Source organism: Stenotrophomonas sp. YJH_SMC_36 (assembly GCF_059369935.1).
In genome coordinates, this window is record NZ_JCAFTD010000004.1 from 99,664 (window position 1) to 121,109 (window position 21,446).

Annotated in this window: 19 protein-coding genes; 17 read left to right on the forward strand and 2 right to left on the reverse strand. The window is 68.9% G+C overall.

Translation table 11 applies throughout. From position 1 onward, the window contains the following. Positions 1–8 precede the first annotated feature (8 nt). From moaCB to AC5P76_RS09120, 10 genes are read left to right on the forward strand one after another with little or no spacing between them, the layout of a single operon-like run. A complete protein-coding gene (moaCB, locus tag AC5P76_RS09075) occupies positions 9–1,007 on the forward strand; it encodes a bifunctional molybdenum cofactor biosynthesis protein MoaC/MoaB (protein ID WP_253118552.1) in 999 nt (332 codons plus the stop codon). Beyond that, positions 1,004–2,260, forward strand: a complete 1,257-nt coding sequence (locus tag AC5P76_RS09080; protein WP_253118551.1) for a molybdopterin molybdotransferase MoeA — start codon at positions 1,004–1,006, stop codon at positions 2,258–2,260. Before moaCB ends, AC5P76_RS09080 begins: the two co-directional genes overlap by 4 nt. Then, on the forward strand, positions 2,257–2,517 hold the full coding sequence (locus AC5P76_RS09085; protein ID WP_053519765.1) for a MoaD/ThiS family protein: 261 nt from the start codon (positions 2,257–2,259) through the stop codon (positions 2,515–2,517). Before AC5P76_RS09080 ends, AC5P76_RS09085 begins: the two co-directional genes overlap by 4 nt. A gap of 3 nt (positions 2,518–2,520) precedes the next feature. Beyond that, complete coding sequence (locus tag AC5P76_RS09090) at positions 2,521–3,015, forward strand: molybdenum cofactor biosynthesis protein MoaE (RefSeq protein ID WP_253118550.1); 495 nt, start codon at positions 2,521–2,523, stop codon at positions 3,013–3,015. Further along, positions 2,987–3,544, forward strand: coding sequence for a molybdenum cofactor guanylyltransferase (mobA, locus tag AC5P76_RS09095; protein ID WP_429000958.1), 558 nt, complete (start codon positions 2,987–2,989; stop codon positions 3,542–3,544). Before AC5P76_RS09090 ends, mobA begins: the two co-directional genes overlap by 29 nt. Further along, positions 3,541–3,906, forward strand: a complete 366-nt coding sequence (locus AC5P76_RS09100) for a hypothetical protein (RefSeq protein WP_053519762.1) — start codon at positions 3,541–3,543, stop codon at positions 3,904–3,906. Before mobA ends, AC5P76_RS09100 begins: the two co-directional genes overlap by 4 nt. A 55-nt stretch (positions 3,907–3,961) precedes the next feature. Further along, complete coding sequence (locus tag AC5P76_RS09105; RefSeq protein WP_053519761.1) at positions 3,962–4,738, forward strand: helix-turn-helix domain-containing protein; 777 nt, start codon at positions 3,962–3,964, stop codon at positions 4,736–4,738. A 19-nt stretch (positions 4,739–4,757) separates the two neighbouring features. Further along, positions 4,758–5,501, forward strand: coding sequence for a molybdate ABC transporter substrate-binding protein (gene modA, locus AC5P76_RS09110; protein ID WP_253118548.1), 744 nt, complete (start codon positions 4,758–4,760; stop codon positions 5,499–5,501). Between the two features lie 3 nt (positions 5,502–5,504). Next, entirely contained in the window at positions 5,505–6,188 is a 684-nt protein-coding gene (gene modB, locus AC5P76_RS09115; RefSeq protein WP_065176130.1) for a molybdate ABC transporter permease subunit, read from the forward strand. Further along, a complete protein-coding gene (locus tag AC5P76_RS09120; RefSeq protein ID WP_128988275.1) occupies positions 6,178–6,846 on the forward strand; it encodes a sulfate/molybdate ABC transporter ATP-binding protein in 669 nt (222 codons plus the stop codon). The genes modB and AC5P76_RS09120 overlap by 11 nt, the downstream gene beginning before the upstream one ends. 45 nt (positions 6,847–6,891) lie before the next feature. Here AC5P76_RS09120 and AC5P76_RS09125 read toward each other — a convergent pair whose 3' ends face one another. After that, the gene (locus AC5P76_RS09125) at positions 6,892–8,424 is read right to left on the reverse strand and encodes a flavodoxin domain-containing protein (protein WP_253118547.1); all 1,533 of its coding nucleotides are present in this window, start codon (positions 8,422–8,424) and stop codon (positions 6,892–6,894) included. Then, entirely contained in the window at positions 8,421–8,849 is a 429-nt protein-coding gene (locus AC5P76_RS09130; RefSeq protein ID WP_065176127.1) for a PAS domain-containing protein, read from the reverse strand. The genes AC5P76_RS09125 and AC5P76_RS09130 overlap by 4 nt, the downstream gene beginning before the upstream one ends. Positions 8,850–9,280: 431 nt before the next feature. On the opposite strand from AC5P76_RS09130, the gene glgA reads away from it, so the two are divergent. Genes glgA through glgX form a run of 7 tightly spaced genes read left to right on the forward strand, consistent with a single transcriptional unit; the run spans position 9,281 to position 21,407 of the window. Continuing rightward, a complete protein-coding gene (gene glgA, locus AC5P76_RS09135; protein ID WP_081284459.1) occupies positions 9,281–10,807 on the forward strand; it encodes a glycogen synthase GlgA in 1,527 nt (508 codons plus the stop codon). Next, the gene (locus tag AC5P76_RS09140; protein WP_253118546.1) at positions 10,804–13,038 is read left to right on the forward strand and encodes a 1,4-alpha-glucan branching enzyme; all 2,235 of its coding nucleotides are present in this window, start codon (positions 10,804–10,806) and stop codon (positions 13,036–13,038) included. Before glgA ends, AC5P76_RS09140 begins: the two co-directional genes overlap by 4 nt. After that, positions 13,035–14,753, forward strand: a complete 1,719-nt coding sequence (treZ, locus tag AC5P76_RS09145; RefSeq protein ID WP_128988267.1) for a malto-oligosyltrehalose trehalohydrolase — start codon at positions 13,035–13,037, stop codon at positions 14,751–14,753. Before AC5P76_RS09140 ends, treZ begins: the two co-directional genes overlap by 4 nt. Next, on the forward strand, positions 14,750–16,594 hold the full coding sequence (locus AC5P76_RS09150; protein WP_253118544.1) for a 4-alpha-glucanotransferase: 1,845 nt from the start codon (positions 14,750–14,752) through the stop codon (positions 16,592–16,594). Before treZ ends, AC5P76_RS09150 begins: the two co-directional genes overlap by 4 nt. After that, positions 16,591–19,164, forward strand: coding sequence for a malto-oligosyltrehalose synthase (gene treY, locus AC5P76_RS09155; protein WP_495222729.1), 2,574 nt, complete (start codon positions 16,591–16,593; stop codon positions 19,162–19,164). The genes AC5P76_RS09150 and treY overlap by 4 nt, the downstream gene beginning before the upstream one ends. After that, a complete protein-coding gene (locus AC5P76_RS09160) occupies positions 19,133–19,303 on the forward strand; it encodes a DUF2934 domain-containing protein (RefSeq protein ID WP_080375226.1) in 171 nt (56 codons plus the stop codon). The genes treY and AC5P76_RS09160 overlap by 32 nt, the downstream gene beginning before the upstream one ends. Continuing rightward, the gene (glgX, locus tag AC5P76_RS09165) at positions 19,290–21,407 is read left to right on the forward strand and encodes a glycogen debranching protein GlgX (RefSeq protein WP_253118542.1); all 2,118 of its coding nucleotides are present in this window, start codon (positions 19,290–19,292) and stop codon (positions 21,405–21,407) included. Before AC5P76_RS09160 ends, glgX begins: the two co-directional genes overlap by 14 nt. The last annotated feature ends 39 nt before the right edge of the window (positions 21,408–21,446 follow it).

Consider the following 21,446-nt stretch of genomic DNA (forward strand, 5'->3'; position numbering starts at 1 on the left):
GCAGCACGATGAGTGGGGAACTGAACGCGGCATTCCATATGGCCGATGTCCGCAACAAGCGCATCAGTCGCCGGCGGGCGGTGGCGGTGGGCGAGCTGCATGCCGGTCCGCTGGCGTACCCGTTGATCGTCGAGCGTCGCCTGCCGAAGGGCGACGCGCTGGTCATGGCCGAGATCGCCGGCCTGCAGGGGGCGAAGATGGCGTCGATGCTGATGCCACTGTGCCATCCGCTGCCGCTGGAGCTGGTGCAGGTGTTCTGCGCGCCGGTGCCGGAACGGCACGCCATCCGGGTCTGGTGCGAGTGTGCCAGCGAGGCGCGTACCGGTGTGGAAATGGAAGCGCTGGCCGGCGTCAACGCGGCGTTGCTGACCCTGTACGACCTGAGCAAGCCGGTGGAACCGGCGCTGCGCATCGAAGGTATCCGCCTGCTGTTCAAGGAAGGTGGCAAGCGCGGCCTGTGGCTGCATCCTGATGGCATGGATGATGCCGAACGCGAGCGCTTCAGACCGCGTGCGCCGAAGGGCCTGCAAGGCGCGGCCTGCGCGGTGATCACCCTGAGCGACCGTGCCAGCGCAGGCACTTATGAGGATGTTTCTGGCCCGACCCTGGTGGCCGGCCTGAACAGGCTGGGCGGCGAGGTGGTGGCTGCCGACGTGCTGCCCGATGGCATCGAGCCGTTGGCGGATCGCCTGCAGGCATTGGCCACCGACGGCGTGCGCCTGTGCCTGTGCACCGGCGGTACCGGCCTGGGCCCGCGCGACCTCACCCCGGAGGCGCTGCGTTCGTTGAACGCGCGGCCGGTGCATGGCCTGGCGCAGATGGTCCGGGCGCTGAGCGCGCAGCACACGCCGATGGCCTGGCTGAGCCGCGCCGAGGTGGTGCAACTGGGCAGCATGCTGGTGTTCGCGCTGCCCGGCAGCCCGAAGGCGGCAGCGCAGTGCCTGGACATCCTGGCGCCGGTGCTGGGCCACGCCCTGGCGATGGTCGACGGTGGTGACCACGCGTGATTCTCTACAGTGAAGCACTGCAGCACCTGCTGGAGGCGGCCGCGCCGCTTCCCGCCGAGCGTCTGCCCCTGCAGGAGGCCGCAGGCCGCACCCTGGCCAGTGACATCCACAGCGCGCAGGCATTGCCGCCGTTCGACAATTCGGCAATGGACGGTTTTGCGCTGCGCGCCAACGGGGTGGCGTTCGAGTCGGGTACCGAATTCACGGTGCAGGGCTGGCAGGCGGCGGGTGATGGCGATGCCGAAGGCGGCGAGGGCGCCTGGGAGATCATGACCGGCGCGCGCATGCCGGGCGGCCTGGACACGGTGGTACCGATCGAGAACGTGCAGATCCTCGCCAGCGAAGCGGGCCGTCCGACCCGGATCGCGCTGAAGAGCGTGGTCAGGCCGGGCCAGAACGTACGCCTGCGGGGCGAGGACGTAGCCGAAGGCGAATGCGTGCTGCGGGCGGGACAGAGGGTGGATATCAACGCACGGACCCTGCTGCACGCCCTTGGCGTTGGCGAGGTGGTGGTGATGTCGCGACCGGCGGTGGCGGTGATTGCCACCGGCAAGGAGCTGGTGAGCGAGGCGACGCAGGCGCTGGAGTCCGGGCAGATCCGTGACAGCAACCGCCCCTACCTGGTCGGGCGGCTGCACGCGGCCGGAGCTGAGGTGGTGTGGCAGGGCACCGTCGGTGATGATGTGGCCGCGTTCGATGCAGCGCTGGACCAGGCACTGGCGGCCGGTGCGCGGGTACTGGTCAGTACCGGTGCGGTCTCTGCGGGCCGTTACGACTTCGTGCCCGACGCACTGCGCGCGCGCGGGGCGCGAATCGTGTTCCACAAAGTGGCGATCCGTCCGGGCAAGCCGCTGCTGTTTGCGGTACTGCCCGACGGTGCGCTGTATTTCGGCCTGCCGGGCAACCCGGTGTCGGCGGCAGTGGGGCAGCGGTTCTTTGTCGAGCCTGTACTGCGCCGGCTGCTGGGGTTGGCGCAGGAACCGGTGCTGCGGCTTCCCCTGCAGGCGATGGTGCGCAAGCCGCCCGGCCTGCGCGTCCACGCCCGTGCGCGGGTGGAGCTGGACGAGCAGGGCCAGCTGAGTGCGCGGGTGCTGTCCGGACAGGAATCGTTCCGTCTGATGTCCATGGTGCAGGCCAACGCCTGGGTGGTACTGGAGGACGAGGGCGATCTGGTTCCGGCCGGCAGCGCGGTGCGCGTACAGGGCTGGGGCCACGCCGACCCGGTGCAGCTGACGGGCAGGGAGTGGGAATGAAACAGGTGACGTTGCAGTTGTTCGGTGCGTTCTCCGATCTGGATGACCGTCGGGAGATCACGCTGGAGGTGCCGGGTGCGACCGTGGCCGACCTGCGCCAGGCGCTGCGCGAGCTGCTGCCGGTGCGTTGGCCCGGTTTCCGTGCCGGCCTGCTGGACTATTCGGCCTTCGCCGACCAGCAGCGCGTGCTGCGCGATCACGATGTGCTGCCGGAGGATGGCCGCGTGGCCATCCTGCCGCCGGTGAGCGGGGGCTGAGCGATGGACGCGAAGCCGATTGCGAAGGTGGTGGACCGGGCGCACGGGGCGATCGACCCGGCAGAAGGGATCGCCGCGGTGTCCGACCCGGGTTTCGGCGGTATCGACGTGTTCATCGGCAAGGTACGTGACGTGAACGTCGGCCGGGTGGTCACGGGCATCACTTACGATCTGTTCGAGCCGCTGGTGCTGAACGAAATCCAGCGCCTGGCGGCCGAGGTGGAGGCGGCGTTCGGGCCGCGCCTGAAGCTGTATGTGGCGCATGCCAGGGGGCGGCTGGGCATCGGCGATGTGGCTGTGGTGGTGGCGGCCGGCAGCCCGCACCGGGACGAAGCATTCGGCGCGTGCCGGCAGCTGATCGAGGCAGTGAAGCACCAGTGCCCGATCTGGAAGCAGGAACACTACGAGGATGGCGACAGCGCCTGGAGCGAGGGCTGCAGCCTGTGCCATGCGGACAGCACGCCCGCACATGGCCATGACCACGAGCACGGCCATTGACGGCATCGTGCTGGCTGGAGGCCTGTCCAGCCGCATGGGCCGCGACAAGGCGCTGCTGCCCTGGCGCGGGCGCACCCTGCTTGAGCACATGCGTGACGTGTTGATCGCGGCCGGTGCGCAGCGGGTGTGGGTGAGCGGTGACTATCCGGCCTTCGATGGCATTCCCGACCAGGTCGCGCGCTGCGGCCCGCTGGGCGGGCTTTACAGCGTGTCTCTGGCCATGCCCGATACCGTTGCGTGGGTGGTGCCGGTGGACATGCCCAGCTTGACCGGCGCCCTGCTGCATCGGCTGCACGGGGTGCCTTCCGCCTGCAGCGTGTTCTCCGGCGAGCCATTGCCGATGTGTCTGCAGATCGATGATCATTGCCGGCGGGCCCTGCGGACCTTGATCGAAGATCCACAGGCGCGGCGTTCGCTGCGTGCCCTGCAGGAGCGGCTGGCGGCGACGGCGTTGCCGCTGCCTGAGAATGAGCGTGCCTTGCTGTTCAACTGCAATACCGGGGCCGACTGGGAGTCCATCGCAACATGAAAGTCCAGCTGCAGCGGCAATCCATGCGCCTGCGTGTCGATGAAGAGGAACTGGCAGCACTGCTGGCCGGTGACTCGCTGGAGAACCTGACCCGGTTTGGTGGCACGGGCGGGTGGGGAACCGCTTTGTCGCTGCATGGGGGCGACCAGGCGGTGCTGCTGGACGGTGGCACGGTCTGCCGGCTGGTGCTGCCGCGCGATGCAGTGCAGGGGCTGGCAGCACGACTGCCGTCGCGTGATGGTCTGGAATTTTCCATCGCGCTGGATGATGACAGTTCGTTGCAGCTTCAGTTCGACGTGGATGTGCGCGACAGCATGCGCCAGCGCGGCCATCAGCGGCGGGGGCAGCGTCCGCCGCCGTGAGACCGGCCGTGGCACGCCTGCCGTATGATGAAGGCCTTCATCCAGGCATTTCGTGATGTTCTCCACTCCGTACCCCCAGGTTCGCCAGGGCGCGGCGACGCCGAACCCCGCCGCTGCCGATGACGGCGACGCGCTGCACTTCTGCAGTACCTGTGCATTCTCCGATGCCTGCATGTCGCAGGGGTATGACAAGGCCGCGCTGGGCGAACTGCATGTGCTGGTCGACCATGTCGGCCCGTTCCACGCGGGCGACTACATCTTCCGCGCCGGCGAGCCGTTCGATTCGATCGCGGCGGTGCGTGCCGGCATGGTCAAGACGTTTGTCGATGACAGCCAGGGCAACGAGCAGGTGCTCGGTTTCAGTCTGCCCGGTGAGGTGATCGGCCTGAACGCGATCCACGAGGCACGCTTTCCCTGCAATGCCGTGGCGCTGGATACCGTGTACCTGTGCCGGATCTCATTCCCCAGGCTGAGCCTGCTGGCCACCCGCATGCCGGGCCTGCAGGCGCGGCTGTTCAGCCTGCTCAGTGCGGAGATCGGCAAGGTTGCCCTGCTGGCGGCCAACCATCGCACCGAAGAGCGGATGGCCGCGTTCCTGCTGGACATGTCCGAGCGCTACGCACGCCGCGGGTTCTCCGCCACCCGGTTCAACCTGACGATGGCACGCACCGAGATCGCCAATTACCTGCGGATGGCACCGGAAACCGCCAGCCGCGTGCTGCGCCGGCTGAGCGATGATGGGATCATCGCGGTCAGGCAGCGGGAAATCCTGTTGTTGCAGCCCGAGCGCCTGGCATTGCTGGCATCGGCCGATGAATCCGATCCGAATTGAATCTGGCCGGGAGCCGACGATGACGCGAGCGGGACTGGTAGTGCTGGGGGTGCTGGCGTCGCTGCCGGCGTACGCGGCCGAGCTGACGGTATCGGCGGCGTCGAGCCTGACCGAGAGCTTCCGTGAACTCGGTGCCGCCTATGAGAAGGCCCATCCCGGCGCCCGGGTCGATTTCAACTTCGCCGCCTCCGGCGTGCTGCTGCAGCAGATCAGCCGGGGCGCACCGGTCGATGTGTTTGCTTCGGCCGACGAAGTCACCATGGATCAGGCACAGCGGCAGGGCCTGCTGGCTGCCGGTACCCGCGAGGTGTTTGCGGTGAACGCGCTGTGGGTGGTGGTGCCGCCGCAGACCCGGGGCGGGCCGCGTAGCCTGAAGGATCTCGCGGGTGCCGACGTGCGGCGCCTCGCGCTGGGCAACCCGGACAGCGTGCCGGTCGGCCGCTATGCCAAGGGTGCGCTGGAAGCGGCGGGCCTGTGGCCGTCGGTGCAGGGCAGGATCGTCACCACGCAGAACGTACGCCAGTCGTTGGATTACGTGGCGCGGGGGGAAGTGGACGCCGGTTTCGTCTACGCCACCGACGCACAGGCCATGGCCGGCCGCGTGCGTCGTGCCTTCGCAGTGCCGGTGTCCGGACGCATCGCCTATCCGCTGGCGGTGACCCGGGCCAGCACGCAGCCAGCCGAAGCCAAGCGCTTCGCCACCTTCGTGCGGTCGGCACAAGGTCAGGCGATCCTGGCCAGGCACGGGTTCGGCAAGCCCTGACGGATGGACCTGGACTGGAGCGCGCTGGGGTTGTCGCTGAAGGTCGCCGGCTGGGCCACGGCGATCAATCTGGTGCTGGGCGTTGGATTGGGGGCGTTGCTGGCGCGTCGGCGCTTCCCCGGCCGCGAACTGCTGGATTCGCTGCTGACCCTGCCGATGGTGCTGCCGCCGACGGTGCTCGGTTATTACCTGCTGGTGCTGATAGGGCGCAACGGCCCCATTGGCGCGTGGTTGCAGTCGTGGTTCGGCATCAACCTGATCTTTACCTGGCAGGCGGCGGTGGTCGCCGCGGCAGTGGCTTCGCTGCCGCTGGTGTTCAAGCCCGCACGCGCGGCGTTCGAGGATGTGGACGGGCAGCTGGAGCAGGCCGCGCGCACGCTCGGCGTGTCGGAGGCGGCGGTGTTCTTCCGCATCACGCTGCCGCTGGCTTGGCGCGGCATTCTCGCCGGCCTCCTGCTGGCGTTTGCCCGGGCAATGGGTGAGTTCGGCGCGACGCTGATGGTGGCCGGCAGCATCCCGGGTCGTACGCAGACGCTGTCGATCGCCATCTACGAGGCGGTGCAGGCAGGGCAGGACGGCAGGGCCAATGCGCTGGTGATCCTGACGTCGGTAGTGTGCATCGTCATCCTGCTGCTGGCGGCACGCCTGGTGGGCGGGCATCGCAGGGAGCTGCGCGATGTGGCTTGACCTGAAGGTGCAGCGCCGGATGCAGGCAGCGGGCCAGGTCTTCGAACTGGACGTCACGCTGCAGTGCACGCAGCGCCAGGTTGTGGTGTTCGGCCCGTCCGGGGCAGGCAAAAGCCTGACGCTCAAGGCCGTGGCCGGACTGCTGCGTCCCGGACAGGGCCATGTGACGCTGCAGGGGCAGGTGCTGTTCGATTCCCACGCGCGGGTCGACTTGCCACCGCAGCGGCGTCGCCTGGGGTACGTGTTCCAGGACTACGCGCTGTTTCCCCACCTGAGCGTGCGCCAGAACGTGGCGTTCGGGCTGCAGCGGGGGTGGTTCAATCCACGCCGTGGCCAGCGCTTCGACGTCGTCGAGCAGTGGCTGCAGGCGTTCCGTATCGACCACGTGGGGGATCTTCTGCCGTCGCAGATCTCCGGCGGCCAGCGTCAGCGTACGGCCCTGGCGCGGGTCATGGTGACCCAACCGCAGGCATTGCTGCTGGACGAGCCGTTCGCCGCACTGGACCACGACCTGCGCCAGCACCTGCGCGAGGAGCTGGCGGCGGTGCTGGACAGTACCGGCATTCCGCTGCTGCTGATCAGCCACGATCCTCAGGATGCCGTTGTCTTCGGCCAGCAGGTCGCGCACATGGCGGACGGCCGGGTCGTCGGCGATTGATGCATGCGCTCGTGCCGGGCCACGGCCGGCCGAATCGATGCAGGGTCAGTACAGCTCGCAGTGAATGCGGCCCTCCCCGCGCAGCAGGTCCCAATGCCCCTGGCCGCCAATGGCGTCGATGGCCTCGCGCACCGCGTCTTCCAGGTGGCGCTTGTTGCCGCACAGGTACAGGTGCCCGCCGCGGGACAACACCTGCCTTACTTCGCGGGCGCGCTGCCGCAGCACATGCTGCACATACACCTTTTTGGTTCCGTCACGCGAGAAGGCAGGATGCAGGCCGGCGAGCACACCGCGCGCATGCCAGTCCTGCAGCTGCTCGCGATACAGGTAATCGTGTTCGCAATGCTTCTCGCCGAACACAAGATGCAGTTCGCGTCCGCAGCCATTGGCCTGCACCTGCTGCACCAGGCCGATCAGCGGCGCGATGCCGGTGCCGGTGCCGATCAGCAGCAGGGGCGCGCTGCCGGTGTCGGCCAGATGGAAGCCGGGATTGGAGCGGCAGTACACGCGGGCGTGGCTGCCCCCCCGCAGCAGGCTGCCGGTGGCGGTACCGGAACGCTCGCGGCCGCGCAGGCTGTAGCGCACTTCGCGTATGCACAGGCTCAGCTGGCCGTTGCCGGGATGCGAGGCGATAGAGTAGGCCCGTGGCAGGCGCGCTGACAGGAGGTCGCGCAGCCTGGCCAGCGGCACGCGGTCCGGGCTGGCGTGGTCCTGCAGGATATCCAGCACGTCCAGACCGTGCAGGTAGGCATCCAGCTCGCGCTTCTGGCTGACCTTCAGCAGCGACTTCAACCGCTCGCTGCCGCCCAGCCTGGCCAGCTCGCGCAGCACGCCCCTGCCCAGCAGCCGCAGTTCGCGGTCCTGCAGCATGGCGATGGCCGCATTGTCGCCGTACCAGGTGGCAAGGGCCTGCAGCAGTGCAGGGTCGTGGTCCGGCAGCACGTGCACCGTGTCGCCGGCGCGGTAGGCCATGCCACTGCCGGCAATATCCAGCTGCAGGTGCCATGCGGCCGGATCGCTGCTGTTGACGCGGTGGCGCTCGACGATGGGCGCGGCGAAGGCATTGTCGTCACCGTAGGCGGTAACCTGCAGATGCAGGTCCTGGCCGGCGGCGGCATCGCCCTCGAGTACCTGGCGGAGCACCGGCTGCCACTGCTGGAAGAACCGTTCATAGCCGAGGTCGGCGTCGACCCGTCGCAGCAGCGGCTGCGCTTGGCGTTCGCTCAGCGCCGCGTCCAGCGCTCGGGTGAAGCCGCAGAATCGAGGGTAGCCGGTGTCGCCCAGGCCGAACACCGCGTAGCGCAGGCCGGGCAGCGACCTGGTCTGGCACACGCTCTGGAAGAAGCGTTCGCCGTTGGCGGGCGGCTCGCCGTCGCCGAACGAACTGGAGATCGCCAGCAGCACATCGCCCTGGCCCAGGCTGGCAACGTCAATGTCGTTGAACGGCAGCACCTGCGGCGCGAGCGCTTGCAGGCCAGGGTCCGCGCCCAGGCGCTGGGCCAGGGCGCGGGCATTGCCCGATTCGGAGGCGAAACCCACCAGCAGGCGGCGAACCGGTGTGGCAGCGATGGTGTTCACGCGGCCTCGTAGAAGTCGTCGAATTTCTCCTTGCTGAACTCGACCTGCTCGAAGTCCTGCATCAGGTCGTTCACCACACGGCGGATGCTGATGTACGCGGTGATGTTGCCTTCGGCGTCGAACAGCGGCTGCACGGTGGTGTCGACCACATAGAGCACGCCACCCTTGCCCAGGTTCGGCACGATGCCGGTCCAGATGCCGCCGGCCTTGATCGTGTCCCACATGTCCTTGTAGACGGCCTTGGGCACATCCGGATGGCGCACGATGCTGTGCGGCTGGCCGATCAGTTCTTCACGTGCGAAGCCGGTGAGCGTGCAGAACAGATCATTGGCGTAGGTGATGTTGCCCTGCAGGTCAGTGGTGGAGATCACCATGACCTTCTGCAGGGCGTTCAGGAGCTGGCTGTTGTCGGGGGTGTCGTGCATTGCAGGGTCCTTGTGGCTGCCGGAAACGCCGGCATGTTCGGGTCCTGCATAGAGATACCCCCGCGTGCCGGCGGCCGGTTTGACATTGGTCAAGGGGGAGGCAGGGACCGCCTGCGACGGGATGTCGCATATGGCACCCAGCCGACCGCCACCACCCAGGCCACGGGCAGCGCGCGCACGGCATCCAGGTGGATGTCCCGTCCGGGAGGCATCGATGGGCGTGATGAACGCGGCATGCGTACTCAGCTCATGACGCGTTGTCACAAAGAAATCGCCAGGGCTTCACGGCCGATTGATCGCATGCGGGGCTATTGTCCTCCTGAGCCTCTCGCTGACGTCCCCCACGTTCTGCGTCGACTTCCCTCTCCGCTTAAGCGCCCGTCCGGGCGCCGTTGGCGTCCGTCTGCCTGAACACTTCCGAGATCATCGCCATGGCCCGCGTCGTCCAGTCCGCTTCACCCGTTGCGACGCCTCCCGGTGCATCTGTACCAATCGGGACCCGCCGGGGCCACTCACAGCCGTTGAAGTTGCCGGAACTGGTACAGCGCGTGCTGTTTGTCGCGACCGAAATGGCCGACTTCGTCAAGGCGGGAGGCCTGGGCGATGTGGCCGCGGCCCTGCCACGCGCGGTGCGCGGCGCGTGTGATTCGCGCGTGCTGCTTCCCGGCTACCCGGAGGTGCTGCAGCGCCTGCCGCAGCTGCGGGCGGTGGGGCAGGTCAGCCAAAGAGCCGGCCTGCCTGCGTGCACCATCGGCATGGCGGTGCAGGCCGACGGCCTGCCGATCTACGTGCTGCTCTCGCCTGAGCTGTATGAGCGGGAAGGCTCGCCCTACGTGGATGGGCAGGGACAGGAGTGGAAGGACAACGCGGTTCGCTTCGCCACGCTGTCACACGCGGCTGCGGAGATTGCGGCCGGGCGTGCCGGGCTGGACTGGTCACCGCAGCTGCTGCACCTGAATGACTGGCCGGTGGCCATGGCCGCCGCCTACGTGCGTTGGGACCGGACGGCCGTGCCGACGCTGCTGACGATCCACAACCTGGCTTACCAGGGCCTGTTCCCGTATGCGCTTGCGCCGGTGCTGGGCGTACCGGCCGCGCACCTGGATGAACTGCACTTCCACGGACAGATGTCATTCCTGCAGGGCGGCATCACCAATGCCACGCGGCTGAACACAGTCAGCCTGCGCTATGCACAGCAGATCACCGCCCCGGATGATGGATGCGGACTGCATGACCTGCTGGCCCGGCGCGCCGCCGGCGGTCACCTGAGCGGCATCGTCAACGGCATCGACGCCAGCTGGGATCCGCGACGCGACATCCACCTAAAGGCGCACTTCGGCATCGGCGAATGGACCGGACGCGCGACCAACGCACATGCGGTGCGCAGGGCGTTCGGCCTGGCGCCCTCGACCGGCCCGCTGTTCGCGGTGGTTTCCCGCCTGGTGCACCAGAAGGGCCTGGACATCACCTGTGACGTGGCGCCACAGATCGTCGCGGCCGGGGGGCAGCTGGTGGTCATCGGCGGCGGCGAGCCGCAGGTGGAAGCACAGGTGCAGGCGCTGGCCCGGCGCTACCCGGGCCGGGTGGGCGCATTCATCGGGTTCGAGGAAGCGCTGGCGCGCCAGATGTTCGCCGGCGCGGACTTCCTGCTTATGCCTTCGCGTTTTGAACCCTGCGGGCTCAGCCAGATGTACGCGCAGCGCTTCGGCTGCCTGCCGGTCGCGCATGCGACGGGCGGGCTGGTGGACACCGTCGAGGATGGCGTGACCGGTTTCCTGTTCCACGGTGCCAATGCCGATGGCCTGCGCCGCTGCGTGGAGCGGGCGATGCGCACCTTCCGTCTGCCAGGCCTGCTGCAGGCCATGCGCCGCGCCGCCATGCTGCGGCCGGGCGGCTGGGATGCGGCCGGGCGAGCCTATCTGGCGCTGTACCAGCAGACCTGCCAGGTGGCCGCATGAGCCACGACAGCGCGCATCTGGCGGCCCTTGAGGACGACACCACCGCAGACACAGCACTGGATCACCGCATCGCGCCGGCGCTGGAGGACCTCGTCCATGCCCGCCCGGCAGATGCATTTGCCTGGCTGGGCCCGCACCGCCAGCGCGAGGGTGAACGGCGGTTGCGCGTGCTGGTGCCGCACGCGCAGCGCGTCGAGGTGATCGGAGAGGACGGGCGACGCTGGGATCTGCACCCGGGCCCCTTGCCCGGCCTGTTCGAGGGCGCCGCCGGTGAAGCGGCGGTGCCGCTGCTTGCCCTGCATTTCGAGCAGGGTGTGGAGCAGGTGCACGATGCCTATGCCTTCGGCCCGCTGCTGGACGAGGCGCTGCTGCAACGCTTCCATGCCGGTGATGCCGATGCGGCGCGCCAGCTGGGCGCGGTCCCGATGCAGGTGCAGGGGATCGCCGGCGTGCGCTTCGCGGTGTGGGCGCCCAATGCGCGGCGGGTCGCCGTGGTCGGCGATTTCAACGGATGGGATGGCCGACGCCATCCGATGCGGCTGCGCCATGCGGCTGGCGTGTGGGAACTGTTCCTGCCCGGCGTGCAGGCCGGTGCCCGCTACAAGTTCCGCATTGTCGGGGCTGATGGCCAGGTGATGCCCGACAAGTTCGACCCGATGGCGCGCTGGGCCGAACTGCCGCCGGCCACCGCCTCACGCGTGCCTACGGCGGCGCCGATGCAGTGGCATGACGAGGGTTGGAGGGCGGCCCGGCGCCAGGCGGGCGCCAGCGCGCCGCTGTCCATCTACGAGGTACATGCGGGCTCCTGGCAGCGCGGCGATGATGGCGCACCGCTGGACTGGGATGCGCTGGCCGACCGGCTGATTCCGTACGTGGCCGGACTCGGCTTCACCCACATCGAACTGCTGCCGGTCAGCGAGCATCCCTTCGGCGGCTCCTGGGGCTATCAGCCGCTGGGGATCTACGCACCGACGGCGCGCCATGGGACGCCGCACGCCTTCGCGCGCTTCGTGGATCGCTGTCACCAGGCCGGAGTGGGGGTGATCGTGGACTGGGTGAGCGCACACTTCCCCAACGACGCGCATGGCCTGGCCGGTTTCGACGGAACCGCGTTGTACGAGCATGCCGACCCGCGCGAAGGGGTGCACGCCGACTGGGACACGCTGATCTACAACTATGGCCGCAACGAAGTGGCCGCTTACCTGATCGGTAGTGCCTTGGAGTGGGTGGAGCGGTTCCATATCGACGGACTGCGCGTGGACGCAGTGGCGTCCATGCTGTACCGGGATTACAGCCGTGCTGACGGTGAGTGGATACCCAACGAGCAGGGCGGGCGAGAGAACCTGCAGGCGGTCGCCTTCCTGAGGCGGATGAACCAGACCCTGCGTGAGCGCTTCCCGGACGTGTTGGTGATTGCCGAGGAATCCACCGCGTGGCCGGGGGTGACCGCGCCGGTGGAGGAGGGCGGGCTTGGCTTCACCCACAAATGGAACATGGGCTGGATGCACGACACCCTGCAGTACCTGGGGCGCGATCCTGTCCATCGCCAGCATCACCACAGCGAGATCAGCTTCGGCCTGGTCTACGCCTTCTCCGAACGCTTCGTGCTTCCGCTGTCGCATGACGAGGTGGTGCATGGCAAGGGCGCGCTGCTGGCCAAGATGGCAGGCGAACCGGCGCAGCGGCTGGCCCAGCTTCGTGCGTATTACGGCTTCATGTGGGCGCACCCGGGCAGCAAACTGCTGTTCATGGGCGGCGAGTTCGGCCAGGGACATGAGTGGTCGCACGATGCAGCACTGGACTGGGAACAGGCGACCAGCAGTGAGGGCCGGGGCCTGTCGCGTCTGGTGGGCGACCTCAATGCCGTGCTCCGCTCCGAACCCGCGCTGCATCGTGACGAGCGCGATGAACGCGGTTTCGACTGGAGCGTGGCCGATGACAGCCGCAACAGCGTGTATGCCTTCATCCGCCGGGATCCTGCCGGCAGCGGCCGCACCCTGCTGGTGGTGAGCAACTTCACCCCGGTGCTGCGCGAGGGTTACCGGGTCGGTGTGCCGCAACCGGGGCGCTGGACGGAACGCCTCAACACCGACAGCGCGCATTACAACGGCGGCAATGCGGGCAACCTCGGAGCGGTGCAGACCGAGCCAAGGCCGATGCATGGCCACGCCCAGTCGCTGCGGCTGACCCTGCCGCCGCTGTCCACGCTGTACCTGCAGGTTGATGCATGACCACAGCGTCCCCGCGTCTGGGCGCTTGGCGTGCGGCCGGTGAGGGGGTGGAGTTCCGTGTGTGGGCGCCGGACGCAGACACGATGACGCTGTGCCTGCAGGGTGCGCTGCGGCCGATGCAACGCGAGCCGGACGGTTGCCACTGGCTGCGGACACAGGCATCGCATGGCGACCGGTACCGGTTCCGCCTCCCTTCAGGCCAGGACGTGCCAGATCCGGCCTCGCGCTGGCAGCCGGACGGCGTCGATGGCGACAGCGCCGTGGTGCTGGACACCGGCAGGGCGCAGGCCACGTGGCAAGGGCCCGCCTGGCAGGACCTGGTCATCTGTGAGGTGCACATCGAGGCAGGCGGCGGCCTCGCTGCACTGACCGCGCAGCTGCCGATGCTGGCCGCAACGGGCATCACCGCCATCGAGCTGATGCCGGTTGCGCAGTTTCCCGGCCGGCGCAACTGGGGCTACGACGGTGTGTTCCCCTACGCACCGGCCCATGTCTACGGCGGGCCGGCAGCGCTGAAGGCTTTCATCGACGCGGCGCATGATGCCGGACTGTCGGTGCTGCTGGATGTGGTCTACAACCACTTCGGACCGCAGGGCAACCCTCTGCGTGACTACGCGCGGGCGTTCTTCCGTGACGATCGCAGCACCCCCTGGGGTGAGGCGATCGACTTCCGCCAGCCCTGGGTGCGGCGCTTCTTCATCGACAATGCGCTGATGTGGTTGCGCGACTATGGCTTCGATGGGCTGCGCCTGGACGCGGTACACGCCATCGACGATGACCGCTTCCTGCAGCAGCTGGCCGATGAGGTGCGCGCGGAGGTGCCGCACGCGCACCTGGTGCTGGAGAACGAACGCAACCAGGCGCGGTGGCTGCGCGGTGCCTATCAGGGGCAATGGAACGACGACTTCCACAACGCGCTGCACGTGATGCTGACCGGCGAGCAGGAAGGCTATTACGCGGCCTACGCCGGTCGCGCCGACGCGCTGCTGGCCCGGTGCCTGGCAGAAGGATTCGCCTGGCAGGGTGAACCTGATCTGGGCGGCCATCCCCGCGGCGAACCCAGCAGTGACCTGTCGCCCGCGCGTTTCGTTGTATTCGCGCAGAACCACGACCAGGTGGGCAACCGTGCCTTCGGCGAGCGCCTGTCGATGCTGGTGGATCCGGCGCGGCTGCGCGCGGCACTGGCGCTGACCCTGCTGACGCCGATGATCCCGCTGCTGTTCATGGGGGAACCGTGGCAGGCGCGGTCGCCGTTCCTGTTCTTCACCGACTATGCGCCGCCGCTGGACGAGGCGGTGCGCGAGGGACGTCGCCGCGAGTTTTCCGGCTTCAGTGCCTTCGCCGATGCCGCCTCGCGTGCGCGTATTCCGGACCCGAACGATCCGGCCACCCTGCAGGTCTCGTACACGCCGCCGCCCGGCGATGATCCCTGGTCGCAGCAATGGCTGCGTTGCACAGGCGGGTTTTTGGCCCTGCGCAGACGCTATCTGCAGCCCGGCCTGCTGCAGGCCCGGTCGCTGGGTGCGCGGGTGCTTGGCGAGGGGGCGGTGCAGGCGGGTTGGCAGCTGCCATCGGGCCAATGGTGGATCGCGATCAATGTGGGCCCACGGCCCGTGGCGCATGCGGTGCCGGCCGGCGAGCGCGTTGTGGGTCCCGACGTTGCCGGTGTGCTGCCGGCAGGCGGCAGTGTTGTTGCGTGCTGGGTGGCGGCATGAGGACGGATACATCGGTTCGGGAAGCCGCACGCCGGGCAGGTCTCCTGGAGCGCTGGACCGACGTGGCCGGCGTCGAGCGCGAAGTCGCGCCGGACGTGCTTCGCGCGGTGCTGGAAGGGCTGCACTGCGATGGTGCGCCGGTGCGCGCCCGCTTGCTCACCGCCTGCTATGGCCAGGTACTGGTAATGCCGGAGGCGACGGGGGCGGCGTGCTGGGTGGATGAACAGGGGCGCGAGCTGCCAGCACGGCCTGATGCGCAGGGGCGCTGGCGAGTTCCGGATCAACCGGGCTATTGGCAGTGGCGCCGGGGCGGGCGGCAACAGGCGGTCGCGGTGGCGCCGCCGCGAGCCTGGTGGCCACCGCGCATGCTGCGCGGTTGGGGTCTGTCGGCGCAGGTCTACAGTCTGCGCGCCCGCGGCGATGCAGGCATCGGTGACAGCGCCGGCTGCACACGGTGGCGTGAGCTGCTGCATCGGCATGGAGGCGATGCACTGGCATTGAGTCCGCTGCACGCCGGCTTGCCACCCGGCCCGGGCTACAGCCCCTATTCGCCCAGTGACCGGCGCTGGCTCGATCCGCTGCAGGTATCTCTTCCGCAGGTGCTGCCGGAGGCTGCCGACAGCGTGCTGCGCCAGGACGAGGCACTGGCGATGGCAATTGATGCCGCCACCGCTGCACGCCGCATCGACTGGCCGCACTCGGCGGCATTGAAGTGGCGCTGGCTGCGACAGGTGCGCCACTGGCTGCGGCAGCAGGCACCGGCGCAGTGCGAGCAGATCGAGACCTGGTGCGATGCGCAGGGCGAACCGCTGCTGCACTATTGCCAGCACGCCGCCGACGGGATCACCGGGAGCGCCGACGACCATGCATTTGCGCAGTGGCTGGCGCAGCAGGGCTGGGTGCAGGTGCACGCGGCGCTGCGCAGTGATGGCGCGTCGATCGGATTGATTGCCGATCTGGCCGTGGGCTGTGCGCCGCAGGGCGTCGAGGCTCGTACCGGTGGCGCCGATCTGCTGCAGGGGCTTGAACTGGGTGCGCCGCCGGATGCGTTCAATCCGCTCGGCCAGGCCTGGGGCATCACCAGCTGGTCACCGTTGGCGTTGCACCGCGAGGGCTTTGCACCGTTCATCCGCGTACTGCGCGCCGTGATGGCCGGTCGCGGCGGCCTGCGCATCGACCACATCCTCGGCCTGCAGCGGCTGTGGGTGTTGCCTCACGGCGCTGGCGCCGGGCAGGGCGTGTACCTGCGCTATCCATTCGATGACCTGATCAATCTGCTGGTGCTGGAATCGTGGCGGCATCGCTGCGTGCTGATCGGTGAAGACCTGGGGGTGGTGCCGCCGGGCATCCGCCAGCGGCTGGCAGCCCGGGGCATCCTGGGCATCGAGGTGCTGCCGTTCGCCCGCAACGGCGAGCGCTTCCTGCCGGCGCCGCGGTGGCGCCGCGATGCGGTGGCCATGCCGTCCACCCACGACCTGCCACCACTGGCCGGCTGGCTGCGCGGGCGCGACCTGCGCTGGCGTGCCCGCCTGGGTGAGCTGGAGGACCTGCCGGCGGCACTGCGCGCGCGCGCGCGGGACGTGCAGGCGCTGGCCGCAGTCTGCGGTGGTGGCGGCGCGGCCGTGGAGGACGGAGCGCTGTCACTGGTTGCCCATGCAGCGTCGCGGCTGGCGCTGCTGCCACTGGAAGATGTGCTGGGCAGCCGTGCGCAGGTGAACCTGCCAGGCACCGTCAGCGGGCATCCGAACTGGCGCCGGCGGTTGCCGCGGGCGTGGGATGGTGCGGCCGCCGATGCGCGGCTGGCGCGCCTGAGCAGCACGCGCCGCAGGGCAGGGCGATGACGAGGTTGCGTGCCACCGCGCGCCTGCAGGTGCATGCAGGCTTCGACCTTGAGGCGGCCGCAGCGCAGGTGCCGTATTACGCCGCACTGGGCGTCAGTCACCTTTACCTGTCGCCGATCGCGACTGCGGTGCCGGGGTCCACACATGGCTACGATGGCATCGACCCGGCCAGCATCAATCCGCAGCTGGGCGGCGAAGCGGCCTTCCGCCAGCTGGCCACCGCGGCGCGCTCACACGGCCTGGGTCTGATCCTGGACATCGTGCCCAACCATCTGGCGGCATCCCCGCACAGCCACTGGTGGAGCGATGTGCTGATGCACGGGCGTCGAAGCCGCCACGCAGGCTGGTTCGACATCGACTGGGAGGCGCCGGGCTGCGAAGGCCGGCTATGGTTGCCGGTGCTGGACCGGCCACTGCACGACGCCGTGCGCGACGGCGTACTGCGGGTCGGGGTGGACGATGAGCGGCCAGGGTTGCGCCATCATGGGCTGGTCCTGCCGTTGTCGCCGCGCAGTCATCCCCTGGACGCCGCGCAGTGGCCGGCGTGGGCCGAACGCTGCAACCGCAGCGTCGAACGGTTGCAGGCACTGCTGCAGCGGCAGCACTACCGGCTGGCGTGGTGGCGCACGGCAGGCGATCAGGTGAACTACCGGCGCTTCTTCGATATCAATGAACTGGCCGCGCTGCGGGTGGAGCGCGACGAGGTCTTCGAAGCGGTGCATGCGCTACCGCTGCGGCTGGTGCGTGAAGGCTGGGTGGATGGCCTGCGCATCGACCATGTGGACGGACTGTCGTCGCCGGGCGCCTATCTGCAGCGCCTGCGCGAAGCGATCAACGCTGCCTGCGCGGCCGAGAGCCGTGATCCGGAGGCGGTGACTCTGCACGTCGAGAAGATACTGGCCGAGGGCGAGCAGCTGCCAGAGGGATGGGCCTGCGACGGGACCACCGGCTATGACTTCATGGACCAGGTCGGCGCGTGGCTGCACGATCCGGCAGCGGCGCCCGCGCTCGCGCGCGCCTGGCAGGCGGCGAGCGGCGACACGCACGACTTTGACCAGATACAGCAGGACGCGCGCGGGATGCTGCTGCGCCAGTCGCTTCACACCGACTTCCAGCGCCTGCTGCGCAGTGCGCAGCAGGTTCTGCAGCCCCGGCTGGCCGAGGCCGACATCGGTACGGCCGCCCTGGCGCGCGCGCTGGCCGCGCTGCTGCGGCACTACCGCACCTATCGCCCGTATTCGCTGCGTGACGCGGGTGAGCGGAAGGCTTTGGTCGCCGCTGCTGCCGCCGCGCGAGCCGCGCTGGACGGTGCCGGACGGGCGGCACTGGACCTGCTGCTGCAGGCACTTCCCGGCCAGGCGCCGGCTGAAAGCGAGCTGCGCGTGCGCTTCGGGCAGCTGGCCGCGCCGTTGAACGCCAAGTCGGTGGAGGATACCGGCTTCTATCGTTACTTCAGGCTGCTCTCACGCAACGAAGTCGGCAGTGACCCGCAGCGGCTGGGCATGCAGGGACGCGAGCTGCTGCAGCATGCAGCGCGGCGCCTGCGGCGCCATCCCAAGGCACTGCTTGCACTGGCGACCCACGATCACAAGCGGGGCGGCGACAGCCGGGCGCGGCTGGCGGTGATCAGCACCTGCACGGCGGAGTGGCGGGATGCTGTACGGCGCTGGAGCCGGATGGCCGCCAAGGCCGGCATGCCGCTGCCGTTGCCGGGCGCCGAGGCGTATGCGCTGTGGCAGGCGCTGGTGGCGGCGTGGCCGATGCAGGGCGCCCCCGGTGCCGACTTCGCATCGAGGATGGCGGACTGGCTGACCAAGGCCCTGCGCGAGGGCAAACGGATCAGCAACTGGTCCGATCCCGATGTGGCAGTGGAGGACGCCGCCGCGCAGTGGCTGCACGCGCTGCTGGAGGGAGCCCCCCTGCTGACGGTGCGCGAGGCGCTGGCGACCTTCGTGGCCCGCGTCGCGCCGGCGGGCGCCTGCAACGGACTGGCACAGCTGTGCCTGCAGCACTGCCTGCCCGGCGTGCCTGACCTCTATCAAGGCGGCGAAGGCTGGGACCTGAGCCTGGTGGACCCGGACAACCGCCGGGCCGTGGACTATCCGGCGCGGCAGGCATGGCTGCGGGACACGCGCTCCTGGCCCGCGCTGCTGCAGGACTGGCGGGACGGCGGCATCAAGGCATTCCTGCTGCGGCAGCTGCTGGATTGCCGCCGCAGGCACCCGCACCTTTTCCTGTACGGCGAGCTGCAGCCGCTGTCCGCGCCGGCGCGCTCGCCCTGGCTGGCGTTCGTGCGCAGGCACCAGACGCAGGTACTGCTGGTGATCGTGCAGCGTGGCTCGCCCATCGCCGTGCCCGGCCCCGGCCTGAACGTTGTGCGTGACGTCGCCACCGGCCCAACGCTGCGCGGGCTTCCGGCAGGACGCATGCGCAACCTCCTGGACGGACGCATCGAACATTTCAATGAAACCGCGGATCCAGCACGGCTTCTGGCTGGCAGCCCGCTGGCGGTATGGATCAACGAGGAGACGGGTAGGGATGGACAGCAGGGAACGACGGCAGCGGATTGAGGCATTGGCCCACCAGATATGGGAAGCGGAAGGGCGCCCGGACGACCAGCAGCAGCGGCACTGGCACATGGCCGAGCGGCTGGTGGAGGCCGAGATTGCCGCGGCGCGCGGCGAGGAGGGCAGCGATGGCGAGCCGTAAGTGGGCACAGACCTCGCGCGTGCGCGAAGGCCGGCCCTTCCCGCTGGGTGCAACCTGGGACGGGCTGGGCGTGAACTTCGCGCTGTACTCGCGGCATGCCACCCGGGTCGAACTCTGCCTGTTCGACGCGCGCAACCGCGAGGTGGAGCGCATCGCGCTGCCCGAGTACACCAATGAGATCTGGCACGGCTATCTGCCCGATGTAAGGCCCGGGCAGCGCTACGGTTACCGGGTGCACGGTCCGTATGCGCCGGAGGAAGGGCATCGCTTCAATCCCAACAAGCTGCTGCTGGACCCTTACGCCAAGCAGATCGTCGGCGAGCTGAAGTGGGCGCCCCACCTGTTCGGCTACACCCTGGGCCATCGCGATGGCGATCTCAGTTTCGACCGCCGCGACAGCGCCAGCTACATGCCACGCTGCGCCGTGATCGATCCGGCCTTCAGCTGGGGTGTCGAGCGTGCACCCGAAACGGCCTGGGACAGGACCGTGATCTACGAAGCGCACGTGCGCGGCTTGACCATGCAGCATCCTGATGTCCCGCAGGCCGAGCGCGGCACCTTCTCTGCACTGCGGCATGATGCGGTGGTGGACCACCTGAGCCATCTGGGTGTGACCGCCATCGAGCTGCTGCCCGTGCACGCCTACGTGGACGACCAGCAGCTGCTCGAGCGTGGGCTGCGCAACTACTGGGGGTACAACACCATCGGCTTCTTCGCCCCGCAGCCGCGTTACCTGTCGATGGGCACCGTGGCCGAGTTCAAGCAGATGGTCGCGCGGCTGCACAATGCCGGCATCGAAGTGATCCTGGACGTGGTCTACAACCACACCGCCGAGGGCAACGAGCTGGGCCCCACGCTGTCGTTCAAGGGCATCGACAATGCCAGCTACTACCGATTGGCCGATGATCGCCGCTATTACATCAACGACACCGGCACCGGCAACACGTTCGACCTGACCAATGCCGGCGCGCTGCGCATGGTGATGGACTCGCTGCGCTACTGGGTGACCGAGATGCGGGTGGACGGTTTCCGCTTCGACCTGGCGACCATTCTTGGCCGTGAGCGCCATGGCTTCGACGCCTCGGGCAGCTTCCTCGATGCGGTACGCCAGGACCCGGTCCTGAGCCAGGTGAAGCTGATCGCCGAGCCCTGGGACATCGGCCCGGGCGGCTACCAGCTGGGCCAGTTCCCGCCGGGTTGGGCGGAATGGAACGACCGCTTCCGCGATACAGTGCGCGCGCTGTGGCGTGGCGATGGCGGGCAGCTGCCGGAGTTCGCCACCCGTTTCACCGGCTCGGCCGACCTGTTCGAACACCACGGCAGGCGGCCGTCGGCCAGCATCAACCTGGTAACGGCACACGACGGGTTCACCCTGCACGATCTGGTGAGCTACAACGACCGCCACAACGAGGCCAACGGCGAGGACAACCGCGATGGCCATTCGCACAATCTTTCCAGCAACCACGGTGTGGAGGGCGACACCGATGATCCGGCGATCCTCTCGTTGCGTGCACGGCAGATGCGCAACCTGCTGGCCACGCTGCTGCTGTCGCAGGGCACGCCCATGCTGCTGGCCGGCGACGAGTTCGGCCATTCGCAGCAGGGCAACAACAACGCGTACTGCCAGGACAACCCGCTGAGCTGGATCGACTGGGAGCGTGCCTCGCAGCCGGCGGCGCAGGCGCAGGTGGCATTCGTGCGGCGTGCACTATCGCTGCGCCGGCGCTATGGCCTGCTGCGCAGGAACCGGTTCCTGCGCGGTGAATACGATGAAGCGCTGGGCCTGCGCGATATCGACTGGCGGCATCCGGACGGCCGCAGCATGGAGGAGGCGGACTGGCACGACCCCGAACTGCGCGCGCTGCTGATTGTGCTGGACGGTCGAAGCCCCGACAGCGGCCTGCGTGAGCCCGGGCGGCATGTCAGCCTCGCCCTGCTGTTGAATGCCGGAGACCAGCCGCAGCGGTTCCGCGTATCGGATCAGGCGCTGTCGTTCCGGCGCGTACTGCTGCAGACCGACGAGGCGCCGCTGGAGCAGGACGGCACCGGCGACTGGACCCTGCCGCCGCGCAGCCTGTGCCTGCTCGCGGCCAGCAGCGCCTGATTGCAGCGCGCCCGCTCGGCGCGAAGACCGATCGGCAGC